Source organism: Halomonas rhizosphaerae (genome assembly GCF_030010555.1).
Classification (GTDB): domain Bacteria; phylum Pseudomonadota; class Gammaproteobacteria; order Pseudomonadales; family Halomonadaceae; genus Halomonas; species Halomonas rhizosphaerae.
In genome coordinates, this window is record NZ_JASCQP010000034.1 from 1 (window position 1) to 15,685 (window position 15,685).

The window sequence follows — 15,685 nt, forward strand, 5'->3', positions numbered from 1 at the left end:
TGCCCCACCGGCCGCAGGGCGGCCCCCGCGGCGCTCCCGGGAGGGAGGCGACGGGGGCGGGACGGCGCCCGGGTCAGATGGACTTGAGCGTGCCCTTCGGCAGGACGGCGGCCACGGCGTTCTTCTGCACGCTGACCTCGGTGCCTTCGGCGATCTCCATGCTCAGGAACTCGCTGTCGTCGCTCACCTTGGTGATACGCCCCAGCATGCCGCCGCCGATGACGATCTCGTCACCCTTGGCGAGATTGCCGATCAGCTGCTTGTGCTGCTTGGCACGCTTGGCCTGGGGGCGCCACAGCAGGAAGTAGAAGATGGCCACGAAGCCGACCAGCATGACGATCTGGGCGATGCCGCCACCGGCGGCGCCGGCGTCCTGAGCCATGGCCGGGGAAATGAAGAAGTCCAGCATGTATGACGATCTCCTGGGTGATGAAAGCGGGATATTCTACGGCCGGCCCTGGGGGCCGGCCGTGGGTCAATTCGGTGCGGGAGGAACCGGCAGGCCGCGCTGCGCATAGAAGCCTTCCACGAAGTTCGCCAATGTACCCGCTTCGATGGCACCGCGCAAACCGGCCATCAGGCGCTGATAGTGGCGCAGGTTGTGGATGGTATTGAGCATCGAGCCGAGCATCTCTCCGCAGCGATCGAGGTGGTGCAGGTAGGCGCGGGAGAAGTGCCGGCAGGTATAGCAGTCGCAGCTCTCCTCGAGCGGTCGGGTGTCGAAGCGGTGCTTGGCGTTGCGGATCTTGACCGTTCCCTCGGCGGTGAAGAGGTGGCCGTTGCGCCCGTTGCGGGTGGGCATCACGCAGTCGAACATGTCGACCCCGCGGCGCACGCCCTCCACCAGATCCTCGGGCTTGCCCACGCCCATCAGGTAGCGCGGGGTGTCGTCGGGCATCCAGGTCGGCAGGTAGTCGAGCACGCGGATCATCTCCTCCTTGGGCTCGCCCACCGAGAGGCCGCCGATGGCCAGGCCGTCGAAACCGATCTCGAGCAGGCCCTCGAGCGAGCGCTCGCGCAGCCCGGGGTACATGCCGCCCTGGATGATGCCGAACAGCGCCGAGGGGGAGTCGCCGTGGGCGTCCCGGGAGCGCTGCGCCCAGCGCAGCGAGCGCTCCATGGAGAAGGCGGCCTCCGCCTCGGTGGCGGGGTAGGGGGTGCACTCGTCGAAGATCATCACCACGTCGGAGCCCAGCGAGCGTTGCACCGCCATGGACTCCTCGGGACCCATGAACACCTTGGCGCCATCCACCGGCGAGCGGAAGTGCACGCCCTGCTCGGTGATCTTGCGCATGGCGCCCAACGAGAAGACCTGGAAGCCGCCGGAGTCGGTGAGGATCGGCCTCTCCCACTGGGCGAAGTCGTGCAGGTCGCCGTGGGTCTCGATCACCTCGGTGCCGGGGCGCAGCCAGAGGTGGAAGGTGTTGCCGAGGATGATCTCGGCGCCGATCTCCTCCACGGACACCGGGGTCATGCCCTTGACGGTGCCGTAGGTGCCCACCGGCATGAAGGCGGGGGTCTCCACCGTTCCCCGGGGGAAGGTGAGGCGGCCGCGGCGCGCCCGGCCATCGCTGGCCAGGCGCTCGAATGTCATGAAGCTGTCTTTATGCATGGGGACTCTCGTGGCGCATCGGGGCTGGGCCGGGCGTCGGCGTGTCAGGGCTTGCGCGTCAGGAACATGGCATCGCCATAGCTGAAGAAGGCGTAGCGCTCGGCCACCGCCGCCCGGTAGGCCGCCAGGGTCGTGTCGAACCCGGCAAAGGAGGACACCAGCATCAGCAGGGTCGACTCCGGCAGGTGGAAGTTGGTCACCAGCGCATCGACGCAGCGCCACGCGTAGCCCGGGTAGATGAAGATGTCCGTCTCGCCGCTGAAGGGGGCGATCTCGCCATCCGCACTCTTCAGGCAGGCCGACTCCAGGCAGCGCACGCTGGTGGTGCCCACCGCCACCACCCGGTTGCCCCGGGCGCGGGCGGCGCGCACCTGCTCGCAGGCGGCCGTGGTGACCTCGATCCATTCGCTGTGCATCTGGTGCTCGCGAATGTCGTCGGCGCGCACCGGCTGGAAGGTGCCGGCGCCCACATGCAGGGTGACGTAGGCGCTCTCGACGCCCCTGGCGGCCAGCGCCTCGAGCAGCGGCTCGTCGAAGTGCAGCCCGGCGGTGGGGGCGGCCACCGCCCCGTCGCGGCGCGCGTAGATGGTCTGGTAGCGCTCGCGGTCGGCCAGCTCGTCCTCGCGGGTGATGTAGGGGGGCAGCGGCATGTGCCCGTGTTGCTCCAGCAGCGTGATCAGGGGCGTCTCGCCCAGGAAGCGCAGCTCGAACAGCGCCTCGCGGCGCCCCTCCACCAGGGCGCGGATGCCCCCCTCGAAGACCAGCTCGGTGCCGGGCTTCGGCGACTTGCTCGAGCGCAGGTGGGCGAGGCCGCGATGGGCGTCCAGGGGGCGCTCGAGCAGCATCTCGACCTTGCCGCCGCTGGCCTTGTGGCCGTGCAAGCGGGCGGGAATTACCCGGGTGTCGTTGAACACCAGCAGGTCGCCGGGGGCGAGCAGTTCGACCAGGTCGGGGAAGCGGCGGTGGGCGAGCGCGCCGGTGGTGCCATCGACGCACAGCAGGCGGCAGTCGCTGCGCTGCTCGGAGGGGTAGCGGGCAATCAGCTCCTCGGGGAGCTCGTAGTGAAAGTCGGCGCGCTGCATGGGGCGTTCTGATCCGGCTCAGGGGGCGTGTCGGGCGGCTTCACGAGCCGCGCAAAGCCCGACAGGATACCGCCTCGCGGCAGGGAAGTCAGCCGGCCGATTGACCTGCCCCGGTGCCCACGTATAATGCCTGCGGCGTTGCCGGCGTGGCGGAATTGGTAGACGCAGCGGATTCAAAATCCGCCGGGTGCAAGCCCTTGTCGGTTCGAGTCCGACCGCCGGTACCAATCAGGACAGTCAGTTACCTTCCCTTCCTCGTCGCTTTGCATGGCATGAACCAGCACCCAATAACATGTCCAATGCTGGTGAGGATGCTGGTAAGCGGCCATGCCCAAGTAAGCCCGTCCCCTATCTGCCCTTGAGGTGAAGCGCCTCAGTACACCCCGGCCTGCATGCCGTTGGCGACGTTGCCGGCTTCCTGCTGCGCGACGATACGAGCGTCGCCCGGTCGTTACACCACCGCCGCTCGCGTGCGTCCACTTCGATGATGGCCTGAGGGCAGGGCTATCCGATCCCCCTATCCCGTGGGGGGCGACGGTAGCTCAGCAGACGGTCGTATTCCCTCTTGACGACCTCGTAACACTCACAGACGCGCTCTTCCAGACCGGGCCTGTCAAGAATAGTGATGCGTCCGCGATGGTAGGAGATCAGGCCGGCCTTCTGCAGCTTGCCGGCCGACTCGGTGACCCCCTCTCGCCGGACGCCAAGCATGTTGGCGATCAGCTCCTGGGTCATGAGCAGCACGTTGGTCGGCAAGCGATCCAGGCTCAGCAACAGCCAGCGACAGAGCTGCTGATCCAGGCTGTGATGCCGGTTGCATACCGCGGTCTGTGCCATCTGGGTGATCAGTGCCTGGGTGTAACGCAGCAGCAGGTCCTGCAGGGGGCCTGCACGATAGAACTCGGTCTTCAGCTCCGGCCCCTTGAGGCGATAGGCGTGGCCGGCACTCTGCACGATGGCTCGGCTCGGTGTGGTTTCGCCGCCCATGAACAGCGAGATGCCGACGACACCTTCGGCACCGACGACGGCGATTTCTGTCGAGTCTCCATCATCCATGACGCAGAGTAGCGATACGATGGCATCCGTCGGGAAATAGACATGGCGCATCTTCTCTCCCGACTCGGCCAGCGACTCCCCTAGCTTCAACTCGACCGGTTGGAGGAGAGGCTCCAGGCGCTGGTATTCATCCAATGGCAGGGCCGCCAGCATGTGATTCTGATGAGGATCTGGTTGTGGGACCATGACTGACAATACTCCTCTGTAGCGTGCAAGCTCCTCGGGCGGGGCATCAGCGTCCAACCCCCCGCAAGAAACGAAGCACGTTATTCACTCTAGCGTGGGAACACGCAATGTCTATACGCGTTTGGAAAACGCTGCATCAATCCCCGCCCCTTGACCGGAAGCCGCTGGCGGTGGACTTGCCCCACGACACCGCAGAGGAGCCCAAGGCATGAGCAAGAATCCACGACGCTTTGCCCGGCCCCAGGCTGAGAGATCCCGGCCGCAGCCTGACCTTCTGCCGGTTTAGTGACGCTGCGTTCGCCAGCGCACAGTGAGTGCGTGCCGTAAGGTTCATCCTCAGGGCGAGCGATGCAAAGGAAATGCCTGAACAGGATGCCTTGCTCTACGCTACAGGCGTTATAATGCAACCCCATAAAGAGTGATGCTCATGAAAACTACGAAGCATAAATCCATATCATTCGACAAATTTAATTCAACTTCATTTGATGGCAAGGTCCTGGAATTCTGGGGCGATAGGGCGCGGATTCAACTGTCTTGCATGAACGAAATTGCTGCCTATCTTGACTGAGTCTCTCGGCTGCATGACAGAGTCATTAATCTATTGATGCACGCCACTTCTGATGCGCCGGGAAAGATAGTCTCTGGCAAAGGGTTGTCGCCGTCGAGGCACACGATCCCCTCTGCCAGCGCTGCTTTAGGCTCTGTCTGAAAACTGGCTGCGCTCGGCCATACGGCGTTAAAAATCGACTCAAAGTACTCATTTACACCCCGTAAACTCCGTCTTTTCGCCGATTTTTTCCCTGTCTGACCTTCGCTCGCCGACTTTTCAGACAAAGCCTAGGAGGGCCGCCGGCACTGCGCATCCGTGCCATACCGCTCGAGAAACGCCGGCAACGAAAGCCCGGGCTGTAACGGGATGGGATTGCGAACCATGGACTAAACCCGTGACCGCTCTTGTGATGCCAGTATGTCCCCCGGGCCGACGTGATAGCCAGCCCATATACGTAATCAGGAAGTGTCATGAAATCCATCTTTTCCCTAGCGCTTGGAACGATAGCCTGGCTCTTGGCTGTTACCGCTCAGGATTCGCCTAGCGCGCAAATCCTCCTTGCTTCCGTGGGCCTGGCGTTATTCGCGGTGGCGCTGAGCCCGGGGGCTGCTCGGGGCCGGGCTGTTCGCGTTCCGGCCCCTTCCATCATGCCGCACCGGTCGTCTCGTCCCCCTGGCCATCCTTTTCGCGATGGCCACGAGATCTCGCCTGCTCAGTCGACGCTGGTGTCGCGGAAGCCGGCATTGATCAAGCAGTAGAGGCCGTAGCCGAACAGGCCGAGGGCCACTACGCCCAGCAGCCAGGGGCCGAAGGGCTGTCCGGCCAGCACGTTCAGTGCGCCGCCGAGTCCCTGGGCCTGGCTGGGGTCGGTCCGCCACGCCGCCAGGCACAGGAACAGCCCGATGATCACGAAGACCAACCCGCGGGCCGAGAGGCCCCAGCGGGTGATGCCCTCGAAGAAGCGACGCTGGGCCGTGGTCATCTCCTGGCGATGCCAGTTCTTGAGGTAGGAGCGGGTGATGGCCCGCCACAGCTGGCGCAGGCCGACGCCCAGGAACACCAGGCCGACCGCGAAGACCAGGATCACGCCGCCCCGGTGGCTCATCAGCAGGGCAGTACGATCCTGGGCGGCGGCCTCCCCCGACGACATCGCCACGTTGCGCAGCACGTCGAAGCAGTAGACCCCCAGGCTGCCGTGGGTGAGGCTGCTGACGAGAAAGCCCAGCCGGGTCCCGATCCCCTTGAGGCCAAGCCCCACCTCCTCGGTATCCAGCAGGGCCTGCAGCAGGCGCCACAGGGCGTAGGCGAACAGCCCGGCCCCGAGCAGGCCCAGCATGACGTCGCCGAAGGGGCGGGCGACCAGTTGGTTGATCGCCTCCTTGGAGCCGACATTCTCCCCGCCCAGCCCGGTCGCCGCCAGGGAGGCGAGGCCGCCGATCAGCAGGTAGACGATGCCCTTGGCGACATAGCCGGCGCGTGCCGCCAGGGCGAGGCCGTGCTTGAGGCGTGTCTCGGGGCTTGTCATGGCGGCTCCTGGGGTAGGTGGACCTGTCGCCGTTCAGGCCAGGTTGAGGATCACCAGCGTCAGGGTGCCGCCGGTCAGGGCGTAGCCCAGCAGAGCCATCAGGCCGTCGTTGGCCAGCAGTGCCAGGGCGAAGAGCGTCAGCGCCAGGCCGGCGCCGTTGGCGGTGAAGGGCACCACCTCCATGGGGGGCATGGCCAGGGCGATCAGCAGGCAGGTCAGCGCCACGGCGAGGTGGGCCGGGGGTCGCGTGAGCCGCACGAGCCGCTGCTTGAGCAATCGGTCAACCCAGCGGGCCGGGCGCTCCATCCAGCGGGTGGCCTTCGCGAAGCGCGCCCGCGAGACCCGGCGTTCCAGCAGCCAGGCCGGCAGCCAGATGTAGTCCCGGCCGACCAGCAGCTGGACGGAGGAGATCACCACCAGGATGGCCATCAGGGTCGGCACTCCGGGAATGTCGCCGACCAGCGGCGCCAGGGTGACCAGTCCGGCGACCAGCAGGAAGGGGGCGAAGGAGCGCCGGCCCACGCTGTCGAGGATGGCGCCGAGGCTGACGCTCTCCTGGCGCCGGCCGGCCTGCTGGACCCTCTCCAGCACGCCGGCCAGGTCGGCCGGGGGCACCTGCTCGGGAGCGTCGCTGGCGTCACCGGCCATGATGCCGCCTCCCGGTCCAGAGCAGCAGGACGCCGAGCAGCAGCAGCGCCGGCCCCACGAAGGCGACGGGGCTGGAGGCCCACCAGCCGACGATGGGCAGGATGGCGCCGAGGATCAGCAGGGCGATGGCGAGGGTCCGGACCGTCATGGGCAGCGTCTCTGTCGAGGTGTGTCGACAGTGTAGCGTCGCGAGCGAAGGCTCTGCAGCCCCGCGGGACTGTCGCCTTGCCCCGGGATGGCGTAAGGTAGTGGCAACACAGTCCTTCGCCCCTCCTCGGGCGGAGGGCTGTTTTCGTTGGTTACCCCGGAAAACGTGCAATCAGCGTTGACGGTGCCCAGGAGGTCTCATGGCGACGCGTCCCCCCATCATCATCAACCGGCTCGATGCCGAGCGGCTGCAGCGGCTCATCGACGAGGCCGACGACAAGGACCTGGCGGTGGCCCGCTCCCTGGAAGAGGAGCTGGCGCGCGGCGAGGTGGTCGACCCCGAGGAGATTCCCGAGGATGTGGTCAGCATGTGCAGCCAGGTGCAGTTCACCGACCTGGCCCGCGAGCGGCAGATCATCCGCACCCTGGTCTACCCCCATGCGCTGGCCACCACCGAGGACGGCATCTCGGTGATGGCGCCCGTGGGCGCGGCCCTGCTCGGCCTGCGCATCGGCGATACCATCGACTGGCCCCTGCCGGGCGGTCGCGAGGCACGGCTGCGCATCGATGCCATCCTCTGGCAGCCCGAGCGGGAAGGCCAGTTCCACCGCTGAGCCCCGATCCCCCCCGACACTGGAGGTCCCTGCATGCCCCTCTCGCTCTGGCTCTCGCTGGCCGCGGTCTGCGCCATGGGCGCCATGTCGCCCGGGCCCAGCCTGGCCCTGGTGCTGCGCCATACCCTCGGTGGGGGGCGCCTGCCGGGGGTCGCGGCGGCCCTCGCCCATGCCCTGGGCGTGGGCTTCTATGCACTGCTCACGGTGTGGGGCCTGGGGGCGCTGATCGTGCGCTTCCCGCTGCTGTTCCAGGCGATCACCTGGGGCGGGGCGGCCTACCTGGCGTGGCTGGGGATCAAGGCCCTGCGAGCCGGCCGGGCCGGCGCCCTGGATGCCGCAGCCATGGCTACCAGCGGTCGCCAGGCCGCGCGTGAGGGCGTGCTGGTGGCGCTGGGCAACCCCAAGCTGATCCTCTTCTTCATCGCCTTGCTCAGCCAGTTCGTGACGCCCGAGATGAGCCTCGCGGCCAAGGCGATCGTGGTGCTCACGGCGATGGTCATCGATGGTGGCTGGTACGTGCTGGTGGCGGTGGGCCTCTCCCATTCGCGGGTGTTGCCCTGGCTGCAGGCCCGGGGCCACTGGCTCAACCGCATCACCGGCGTGCTGCTGCTGGCCCTGGCGCTGCGGGTGGTGGTCGGGCCCATCGCCTGAGCCATTGCGTTGATGTGCGTCATGCTCCTGTCCCGGTGACCCACGCGTTTTGCTGATACGCTGAAGCTTAGTGCCCTGGTGGGAATCCCCCGGATGAATGATCTGACGATGCAGGCCCAGCGGCTGGCGGTGGTGCTCGAGGAGGATCCCGATGCCGCCGCCACCCTGTCGCTGCAGCTGCGCACCCTGGGCATGGAGTCCCGCTACTGCCGGCACGGGCAGCACCTGATCGGCGAGGTCATGGCGCGGCGCCCGCAGCTCGTCATCATGGCCCTGGAATTCGGCCAGCAGGATGGCATCTCCATGCTGCGCCGGCTGGCCGAGTGCGGCTACCGTGGCCGGGTGCTGCTGCTCAGCGGGGTCGAGCGCAAGATCGTGCGCATCGCCGAGCGGCTCGGTCAGGCCCTTGGACTGCAGATGCTGGCCTCGCTCGACAAGCCGATGCGGCTCATCGAGCTGCGCGAGTGCCTCGAGGCCCTGGCGCCGGTCCTTCCGCCGGGAGACGTTCCCGCCCCCATGCCCCCGTGTCGTATCGAGGAGCTGGACCGGGCCTTCGCTCGCCAGGAGATCACTCTCCACTACCAGCCTCAGTTCGAGCTCGCCAGCGGTCGCCTCAGCGGCGTCGAGGCGCTGGTGCGCTGGGCCCACCCCGAGGCGGGCCTGCTGGTGCCCGGTCGCTTCCTGCCGCTGCTGACGCCCGACCAGAACCGTCACCTGACCCGCCGCGTGCTGCAGCTGGCGCTGGAGGATGCCGCCGGCTGGCGCCGGGCCGGCCTCTCCCTGTCGCTGTCGGTCAACGTCACCGCCGATGACCTGATGTGCCCGGAGCTGCTCTCCCTGGTCAGCGAGGCGCGGTGTTCGGCGGGCGATGCCCCCGTGGTACTGGAGATCACCGAGACCGCCGCCATGGAGGACGAGCTGCTCGGCAGCGAGGTGGCGGCACGGCTGCACCTGGGGGGCCTGGAGGTCTCGGTGGATGACTTCGGGGTGGGCTTCTCGTCGCTGGCCCGTCTGCAGCTGCTGCCGATCAGCGAGCTCAAGGTCGATCGCAGCTTCGTCAGCCGCCTGCTCGAGGATGCCCAGGATGCCGCCATCGTCGAGGCGGTGGCCCTGCTGGGGCGCCGTCTGGGCATCCGGGTGGTGGCCGAGGGCGTCGAGGACCTCGCCTGCCTGGCCAGCCTGGAGCGCTACGGCTGTACCCATGTGCAGGGGTTCGGCCTGGCCCGGCCCATGCCCGCCGCGGACATCATGGCGCTGGCCGGCACTCAGTCGCCGATGCGCGCCAGCAGGGCGGCCAGCGGCGCATCGCCGGGCAGCACCCCATAGGCCGGTCCGGCCTCGTCACCCAGCCGCGAGCGGCAGAAGGTCTCTGCCACCTCCGAGGGGGCATGGCGCAGCAGCAGGGCGGCCTGCAGGCACTGGGCAAGCCGCTGGGCGAGCCAGCGGGCACGCGGTTCCAGCGAGGCGGGCGGGGCGGCCAGCTCGGCATCCAGCCGGGCAAGGGCATGGTCGAGTTCGGCCTGCTGGCCGCGGACCGCGGCGAATTCGGCCTGCAGCGCCGCCAGCGACTCCGGGTGGCGACCCAGCACGCGCAGCAGGTCGAGGCAGATCACGTTGCCCGACCCCTCCCAGATCGAGTTGACCGGCGCCTCGCGATATAGCCTGGCCAGCGGCGCCTCCTCCACATAGCCGATCCCGCCCAGGCACTCCATGGCCTCGGCCATGAAGGCCGGCGTGCGCTTGTTGTGCCAGTACTTGGCCAGGGTCGGCAGCAGCCGTGACAGGGCCTGCTCCCGGGCGTCCCCACGGGCGGCACCATCGAAGGCCCGGGCGGTCCGCATCACCAGCGCCAGGCCGGCTTCCACCTCCAGGGCCATGTCGGCCAGCAGCACCCGCATCAGCGGCTGCTCGGCCAGTGCCCGGCCGAAGGCGTGGCGCTCACGGACATGCTGCCAGGCCTCCACCAGGGCCTGGCGCATCATGCCCACCGGGGCGGTGGCGGCATCGAGCCGGGTCTGCTGGACCATCTCGAGGATGGTGGCGATACCGCGGCCGGGCTCGCCCACCGGCTCGGCCCGGGCGCCGCGATACTCGATCTCCGCCGAGGCATTGGCGCGGTTGCCGCACTTCTCCTTGAGTCGCTGCAATTCGATGGCATTGCGCTCGCCCTCCGCGGTGACGCGCGGCACCAGGAAGCAGGAGAGGCCCTCGTCGCTGCGGGCCAGGGTCAGGAAGGCATCGGACATGGGGGCGCTGCAGAACCACTTGTGGCCGGTCAGCCGCCAGCCATCCGCCGAGCATTCGGCACGGGTGGTATTGGCGCGCACGTCGCTGCCGCCCTGTTTCTCGGTCATCGCCATGCCGAAGGTCAACCCGGTCTTCTCGACCGCGGGCAGCACGCGCGGATCGTAGTCCCAGGCCAGCAGCCCCGGGGCCCAGTGCGCCTCGACGGCGGGTGTGTGGCGCAGCACTGGCAGCGCGGCATGGGTCATGGTGACGGGGCAGCAGAAGCCGGGCTCCGCCTGGGTCAGCAGGTAGAGGGCGGCGACATGGGCCTGGTGGCCCCCGCCTCCCTCCTCCTGCCAGGCCACCGCGTGCCAGCCATGGTCGATGGCCAGCTGCATCAGCTCGTGGTAGGCGGGGTGGTAGGCCACCTCGTCCAGGCGCCGGCCGTGGCGGTCGAAGAGGCGCAGTTCGGGCGGGTGGCGGTTGGCCGCCTCCCCGAGGGCCTGGACCCGGGCGCTGCCGGCCTCGCGCCCCAGGGGGGCGAGGCGCCTGGTGACCCACTCCGGTGCCTCCCGGGCCAGGGCCTCCTGCAGCGGGACATCCCCGGCGAGCAGGTCGCGGTCGGTGGGTGGCGAGGGCTGGTTGGTCACCTCGTGGGTGGCCAGCCGGGTGCGGGGAGCGGGGTCGGGCATGGTCGGGCTCCGCGGTAGAGGCCTGTCATGAGCATGGCCGTCGCCTCGGAAGCGGTCAACGCGCGGCGTGACGCTGCTGCCGTGACTGGGTAGGCTGAAGGCATTTCCCCGGGAGTCCCCCATGACCGTCGATGCTTCCCTGCCCGAACCGCATATCGCCGACGAGCAGATCCAGCTGGTGGATGCGCGCAATCGCCCCTGCGGCAGCGCCCCCCGGGCCGCCATGCGCCGCTTTCGGTTCTGGCACCGGGCCACCTATGTGGTGGTGCGCAACCGCCGCGGCGAGCTCTGCGTGCAGCGTCGTACCCTGACCAAGGAGGTCTTCCCGGGCGGTCTGGACCTCGCCGCCGGGGGCGTGGTGGGGGCAGGCGAGGCGGTCCACGTGGCAGCCCGTCGCGAGCTCGCCGAGGAGCTCGGCATCCAGCGCTCGCCGCTGCGCCACCTGGGCGAGTTCGTCCATGATGCGGGCGGCAATCACATCTTCGGCAGCCTCTTCCTGGTCGACCACGACGGCCCGCTGACGCTGCAGGCCGAGGAAGTGGCCGAGGCCTTCTGGCTGCCGCCTGGCGAGGCCCTGGCCCTGGAGGAGGTCACCCCGGATACCCGCCAGGCGGTGGAGGCCCTGCTGGCCTGCGGCGAGCTGGAGGGGGGGCGATGAACCGACCGGAGCGACTCTTCGACCTGGAGGCGGTGCTTGCCGCCCTGGAGGGGGTGGTGCTCGGCAAGTCGCGGGAGGTGCGCCTGGCGCTCTGCTGCCTGCTGGCCCGCGGCCACCTGCTGATCGAGGACCTGCCGGGACTCGGCAAGACCACCCTGGCCCAGGCGCTGGCGCGGGTCGCCGGCCTGGACATGCAGCGCCTGCAGTTCACCAGCGACCTGCTGCCCGCCGACGTGCTGGGGGTCTCGGTTTTCGACCCGCGGGAGGCGCGCTTCCGCTTCCATCCCGGGCCGGTCTTCCATGGCCTGGTGCTGGCCGACGAGATCAACCGGGCCACCCCCAAGACCCAGAGCGCGCTGCTCGAGGCGATGGAGGAAGGGCGGGTCACCGTGGAGGGCGAGACCCGGGCGCTGCCCGAGCCCTTCTTCGTGATTGCCACCCAGAACCCCCAGGAGCAGGCGGGGACCTTCCCCTTGCCGGAGTCGCAGCTCGACCGCTTCCTGATGCGCCTCTCGCTGGGCTACCCGGACCCCCGGGCCGAGCGCGAGATCCTGCGTGGCCGGGCCGGGCGAGTGAAGCTAGAGGCGCTGATGCCGCTGCTCGACGCCGAGCGCCTGCGCGGCTGGCAGGCGCGGCTGGACGAGGTCCATGTGGCCGACGCTCTCCTCGACTACGTCCAGGCCCTGGCCGCGGCCAGTCGCGAGCATCCGGAGCTGGCCTGGGGGCTCTCCACCCGGGGCGTGCTGGCCCTGCTGCAGGCGGCCCGGGGCTGGGCACTGCTCGAGGGCCGTGACCATGTGCTGCCGGAGGACGTCCAGGCGGTCTGGGTCCCGGTGACGGGCCATCGGCTGAGCAGCGGGTCCCGGGAGGAGGGCGAGGCGCTGGCCCGCCACCTGCTGACTCGCGTGGCGGTGATGGGGTGAGCGTGGCCACCGCGGCGGCGACTCGCCCCCGCCTTCCCGGGCGGTTGCGCCACTGGTGGCTGCGTCGCCTGGCCGCGTCGCTGGAACACCCTCTGCCCCAACGCCGGCTGTTCCTGATTCCCACCCGCTTCGGCCTGGGCTGGGCGGTGCTGGTGGTGGTGCTGCTGCTTTTTGGCATCAACTACCAGAACAGCCTGGCCTACGGGCTGGCCTTCTGGCTGTTCAGCGTCGGCGTGGTGGTGCTGCTGCGTGGCTGGCTCAACCTGCTCGGCGTCATCCCGGGGCTGCGCCTGCCCCGTGAGGCCTTCGCCGGCGGCGAGGCGCGCCTGGGGGTGGTGCTGAGGGCGCGCCGCGACCGCACGGCCCTCGAGCTTTACTGCGATGGTGCCCGGGGGCGGGTGGACATCGTCGATGGCCTCGGCGAGGCCGAGCTGGCCCTGCCGACGCTCCGGCGGGGTGCCCAGGCGCTGCCCTGGCTGCGGATCGAGACCCGCTGGCCGCTGGGGCTGGTCCGGGTGGTGGCCTGGGTCCGCCACGATGCCGAGCTGCTGGTCTGGCCGCGACCGGTGGAAGAGGACGAGCCGGTCGTGCGCCATGGCGGGGCGGGCCTGGAGGCCAGCGACTTCGCGGGGCTGCGCCGCTTCCAGCCCGGCGACAGCCCCGGGCGGGTGGCCTGGAAGCAGTGGAGCCGCACCGGCGTGCTCGCCACCAAGGCGTTCAGTGTGCCACCGCGCCAGCAGCTGTGGCTGGACTACGCCACCTGTCGCGGCGACCCGGAGCGGCGGCTCTCGGTGCTCTGCGCCAGGGTGCTGGCCCACCACCGTGCCGGCGACCGCTATGGCCTCAGGCTGCTGGGCCTCACCCTGGCCCAGGGCGAGGGGGAGGCCCAGCGGCGTCGGGCGCTGGATGCCCTGGCGCGCTTCCCGGCCCCCCGCTCCGGAGGGATGGCGTGAGCGCCCCGCGCCCCGCCAGGCTGGCGGCGCCGGCCGTGCTGGCGGATGGCCGGGGGCTGAGCGGGGGCATGCTGCGCCAGCTGTTCATCGGCCAGTGCATGGTGCTGGCCCTGCACCTGGCCTGGATGCCGGCCTGGCTGGTGGCACTGGCCCTGGCGGTGGCCGGCTATCGGCTCGTGCAGCTGCGCCGCCGCCTGCCTCGTGCCGGCATCCTGCTGCGGCTGGCCGCCGTGGGCGGGCTGGTACTGGCGCTGTGGCTGCAGTTCGGCACCCTGGGCACCATGGACGGGCTGGTCGGCCTGCTGCTCGGCGTCTACCTGCTCAAGCTGCTCGAGACCCATGACCGGCGCGATGCCCGGGTGGTGGTGGTGATCGGCCTGGTGACCACGGCCGTGGCCTTCCTGCATGACCAGGGGATTCCCATGGCCGCGGGGGCCCTGCTGGCAGTGGCCTGGCTGCTGCAGTCGCTGGTCTGGCTCTCCGGTGCCACCGGCCTTCGCCAGGCCTGGCGGGAGACGGCCTGGCTGCTGGCGCTCTCGGCGCCGCTGATGGCGGTGCTGTTCGTCGCCTTCCCGCGCCTGGGGCCGCTGTGGAGCATGCCCCAGATGGATCGGGCCTCCACCGGCCTGACCGACGAGATCTCCCCGGGCGACATCGCCGAGCTGTCGCGCAGCGATGCGCGGGCCTTCCGGGCCCGCTTCGAAGGGCGCGAACCGGCCCCCGACGAGCGCTACTGGCGGGTCTACACCCTGTCGCACTTCGATGGCATCCGCTGGTCGCGGGCCACGCCCGACCAGCTGGCCGTCGCCCTGGAGCGCCCGGGCGATGCCTTCGTTCGTGAGGGCTCCCGCTCCCCCTGGCAGGCCCAGGATGGCGCGCGCTTCAGTGCCGAGCTGCTGCTGGAGCCCGACAGCCGACCCTGGCGGCCCTCGCTGGGCACGCCGCTGGAAAGCGACAGCCGCCAGCGCTACCTGGCCGACGGTACCCTGGAGGGACTGACACCGCTGAGCTCGCGCAGCCTGCTGAGGCTGTCCAGCAGCGGGGCGCCGCCCGTCAATCCGGACCCCGCCGGGGAGCGGTGGCACCGCCTGCTGCCCGACGACACCAACCCCCGTACCCGTACCCTGGCGGAGCGCTTGTGGCGGGAGAGCGGCGGCGACCCGGACGCCTATCTCGAGGCGATGATGGCGCGCTTCGGCGAGGCCCCCTATCGCTATACGCTCTCGCCGCCCCGGCTGGTCGGTGAGCACCGCGTCGATGACTTCCTGTTCGACAGCCAGGCCGGCTACTGTACCTACTACGCCTCGGCGGCCGCCGTGATGGCGCGCATGGCCGGCATCCCGGCGCGGGTGGTGGCGGGGTTCCTGGGCGGCGAGCGGCATCCGGATGGCCACTTCACGATCCGTGACTACGATGCCCACGCCTGGGTGGAGGTGTGGCGCGAGGGTGCCTGGCGGCGCCTGGATCCCACCGCGGTCATCGCCCCGGAGCGCATCGAGCAGGGCCCCCAGGCGGTCGATGGCGGCGCCGAGACCTTCCTGGCGGATGCCCGCTTCTCCCCCCTGCGCATGCGCGAGGTGGGCTGGGTGAATCACCTGCGCCTGGAGTGGGAACGTCTCGAGTACCGCTGGCAGCGCGGCGTGATCGGCTATCAGCGCGAGTCGCGCCGCTCCCTGATGGCGCAGCTGGTCGGCTGGTGGCGCGAGGTCTGGGCCCGGCTCGATGCATTGCTGCCCGGCCGGGGAGCCATGACCACCGCGCTGGGCCTGATGGCAATGCTGGTCGTTGCGGCGGGCCTTGTCCTGCTGGCGCGTCGGGGCTGGCAGCATCACCGGCGCCAGCGTGACGAGCGATGGCTGGTGGGCAGCCTGCAGGCCTGGCTGGCCCGGCACGGCCTGGCGGCCCACGCCGGTGAATCTCCCGCCGCCCACCTGCGGCGCATCGCGCCCCAGGCCGGGCCGGCGGGGCGGGCGCTCGAGGAGTGTGCCCGGGACCTCGAGCGGCTGGCCTATGCGCCCCTCGAGGAGGCCGAGCGTCGCCAGCGTCGGCGGCGGCTGTCGCACCGGGTAGCCGAGGTGCGCCGCCGCCTGCCGAGGCAGCGGCGTGGCCCGAGCGGGGCTGGCGCGTGAGGGGCCGGCATGTCATCGTAGAGGGTCAGAGAG

At 69.8% G+C, this 15,685-nt stretch carries 15 protein-coding genes and 1 tRNA gene; 8 read left to right on the forward strand and 8 right to left on the reverse strand.

All coding sequences use genetic code 11. The annotated features are described in order from the left end of the window. Window positions 1–73 precede the first annotated feature (73 nt). From yajC to queA, 3 genes are all read right to left on the reverse strand, one after another. On the reverse strand, window positions 74–409 hold the full coding sequence (gene yajC, locus QLQ83_RS15495) for a preprotein translocase subunit YajC (RefSeq protein ID WP_282736420.1): 336 nt from the start codon (window positions 407–409) through the stop codon (window positions 74–76). A gap of 66 nt (window positions 410–475) precedes the next feature. Beyond that, complete coding sequence (tgt, locus tag QLQ83_RS15500) at window positions 476–1,594, reverse strand: tRNA guanosine(34) transglycosylase Tgt (protein WP_282736485.1); 1,119 nt, start codon at window positions 1,592–1,594, stop codon at window positions 476–478. Window positions 1,595–1,656: 62 nt separating this feature from the next. Beyond that, window positions 1,657–2,694 carry a tRNA preQ1(34) S-adenosylmethionine ribosyltransferase-isomerase QueA gene (gene queA, locus QLQ83_RS15505; protein WP_282736421.1) on the reverse strand — a complete coding sequence of 346 codons (1,038 nt, stop codon included), beginning with the start codon at window positions 2,692–2,694 and terminating at the stop codon, window positions 1,657–1,659. A gap of 140 nt (window positions 2,695–2,834) precedes the next feature. Here queA and QLQ83_RS15510 point away from each other — a divergent pair. Continuing rightward, window positions 2,835–2,921: transfer RNA gene (locus QLQ83_RS15510), tRNA-Leu, on the forward strand. A 277-nt stretch (window positions 2,922–3,198) separates the two neighbouring features. Here the strand turns inward: QLQ83_RS15510 and QLQ83_RS15515 are convergent. The 4 genes from QLQ83_RS15515 to QLQ83_RS15530 form a co-directional block, all read right to left on the reverse strand. Beyond that, complete coding sequence (locus QLQ83_RS15515; protein WP_282736422.1) at window positions 3,199–3,903, reverse strand: Crp/Fnr family transcriptional regulator; 705 nt, start codon at window positions 3,901–3,903, stop codon at window positions 3,199–3,201. A 1,295-nt stretch (window positions 3,904–5,198) separates the two neighbouring features. Next, on the reverse strand, window positions 5,199–6,011 hold the full coding sequence (locus QLQ83_RS15520; protein ID WP_282736423.1) for a DUF1206 domain-containing protein: 813 nt from the start codon (window positions 6,009–6,011) through the stop codon (window positions 5,199–5,201). A gap of 33 nt (window positions 6,012–6,044) precedes the next feature. Continuing rightward, complete coding sequence (locus tag QLQ83_RS15525) at window positions 6,045–6,659, reverse strand: exopolysaccharide biosynthesis protein (RefSeq protein WP_282736424.1); 615 nt, start codon at window positions 6,657–6,659, stop codon at window positions 6,045–6,047. After that, window positions 6,649–6,807, reverse strand: a complete 159-nt coding sequence (locus QLQ83_RS15530) for a hypothetical protein (RefSeq protein ID WP_166644645.1) — start codon at window positions 6,805–6,807, stop codon at window positions 6,649–6,651. Before QLQ83_RS15530 ends, QLQ83_RS15525 begins: the two co-directional genes overlap by 11 nt. A gap of 199 nt (window positions 6,808–7,006) precedes the next feature. On the opposite strand from QLQ83_RS15530, the gene rnk reads away from it, so the two are divergent. From rnk to QLQ83_RS15545, 3 genes are all read left to right on the forward strand, one after another. Beyond that, entirely contained in the window at window positions 7,007–7,420 is a 414-nt protein-coding gene (gene rnk / locus QLQ83_RS15535) for a nucleoside diphosphate kinase regulator (RefSeq protein ID WP_282736425.1), read from the forward strand. A gap of 33 nt (window positions 7,421–7,453) precedes the next feature. Then, entirely contained in the window at window positions 7,454–8,071 is a 618-nt protein-coding gene (locus QLQ83_RS15540) for a LysE family translocator (protein ID WP_282736426.1), read from the forward strand. A gap of 93 nt (window positions 8,072–8,164) precedes the next feature. Further along, on the forward strand, window positions 8,165–9,397 hold the full coding sequence (locus QLQ83_RS15545) for an EAL domain-containing response regulator (RefSeq protein ID WP_282736427.1): 1,233 nt from the start codon (window positions 8,165–8,167) through the stop codon (window positions 9,395–9,397). Here QLQ83_RS15545 and QLQ83_RS15550 read toward each other — a convergent pair. After that, window positions 9,337–10,989 (reverse strand): acyl-CoA dehydrogenase family protein, encoded by a 1,653-nt coding sequence (locus QLQ83_RS15550; RefSeq protein ID WP_282736428.1) that lies wholly within the window; start codon window positions 10,987–10,989, stop codon window positions 9,337–9,339. The two genes, QLQ83_RS15545 and QLQ83_RS15550, sit on opposite strands and share 61 nt — an antisense overlap. A gap of 121 nt (window positions 10,990–11,110) precedes the next feature. On the opposite strand from QLQ83_RS15550, the gene QLQ83_RS15555 reads away from it, so the two are divergent. Genes QLQ83_RS15555 through QLQ83_RS15570 form a run of 4 tightly spaced genes read left to right on the forward strand, consistent with a single transcriptional unit; the run spans window position 11,111 to window position 15,652 of the window. Continuing rightward, window positions 11,111–11,647 (forward strand): NUDIX hydrolase, encoded by a 537-nt coding sequence (locus QLQ83_RS15555; protein WP_282736429.1) that lies wholly within the window; start codon window positions 11,111–11,113, stop codon window positions 11,645–11,647. After that, window positions 11,644–12,570: an AAA family ATPase gene (locus tag QLQ83_RS15560; RefSeq protein ID WP_282736430.1), complete on the forward strand. Its 927-nt coding sequence runs from the start codon at window positions 11,644–11,646 to the stop codon at window positions 12,568–12,570. Before QLQ83_RS15555 ends, QLQ83_RS15560 begins: the two co-directional genes overlap by 4 nt. Further along, window positions 12,567–13,523 (forward strand): DUF58 domain-containing protein, encoded by a 957-nt coding sequence (locus tag QLQ83_RS15565; protein WP_282736431.1) that lies wholly within the window; start codon window positions 12,567–12,569, stop codon window positions 13,521–13,523. The genes QLQ83_RS15560 and QLQ83_RS15565 overlap by 4 nt, the downstream gene beginning before the upstream one ends. After that, the gene (locus tag QLQ83_RS15570; RefSeq protein ID WP_282736432.1) at window positions 13,520–15,652 is read left to right on the forward strand and encodes a transglutaminase family protein; all 2,133 of its coding nucleotides are present in this window, start codon (window positions 13,520–13,522) and stop codon (window positions 15,650–15,652) included. The genes QLQ83_RS15565 and QLQ83_RS15570 overlap by 4 nt, the downstream gene beginning before the upstream one ends. Window positions 15,653–15,685: the final 33 nt, after the last annotated feature.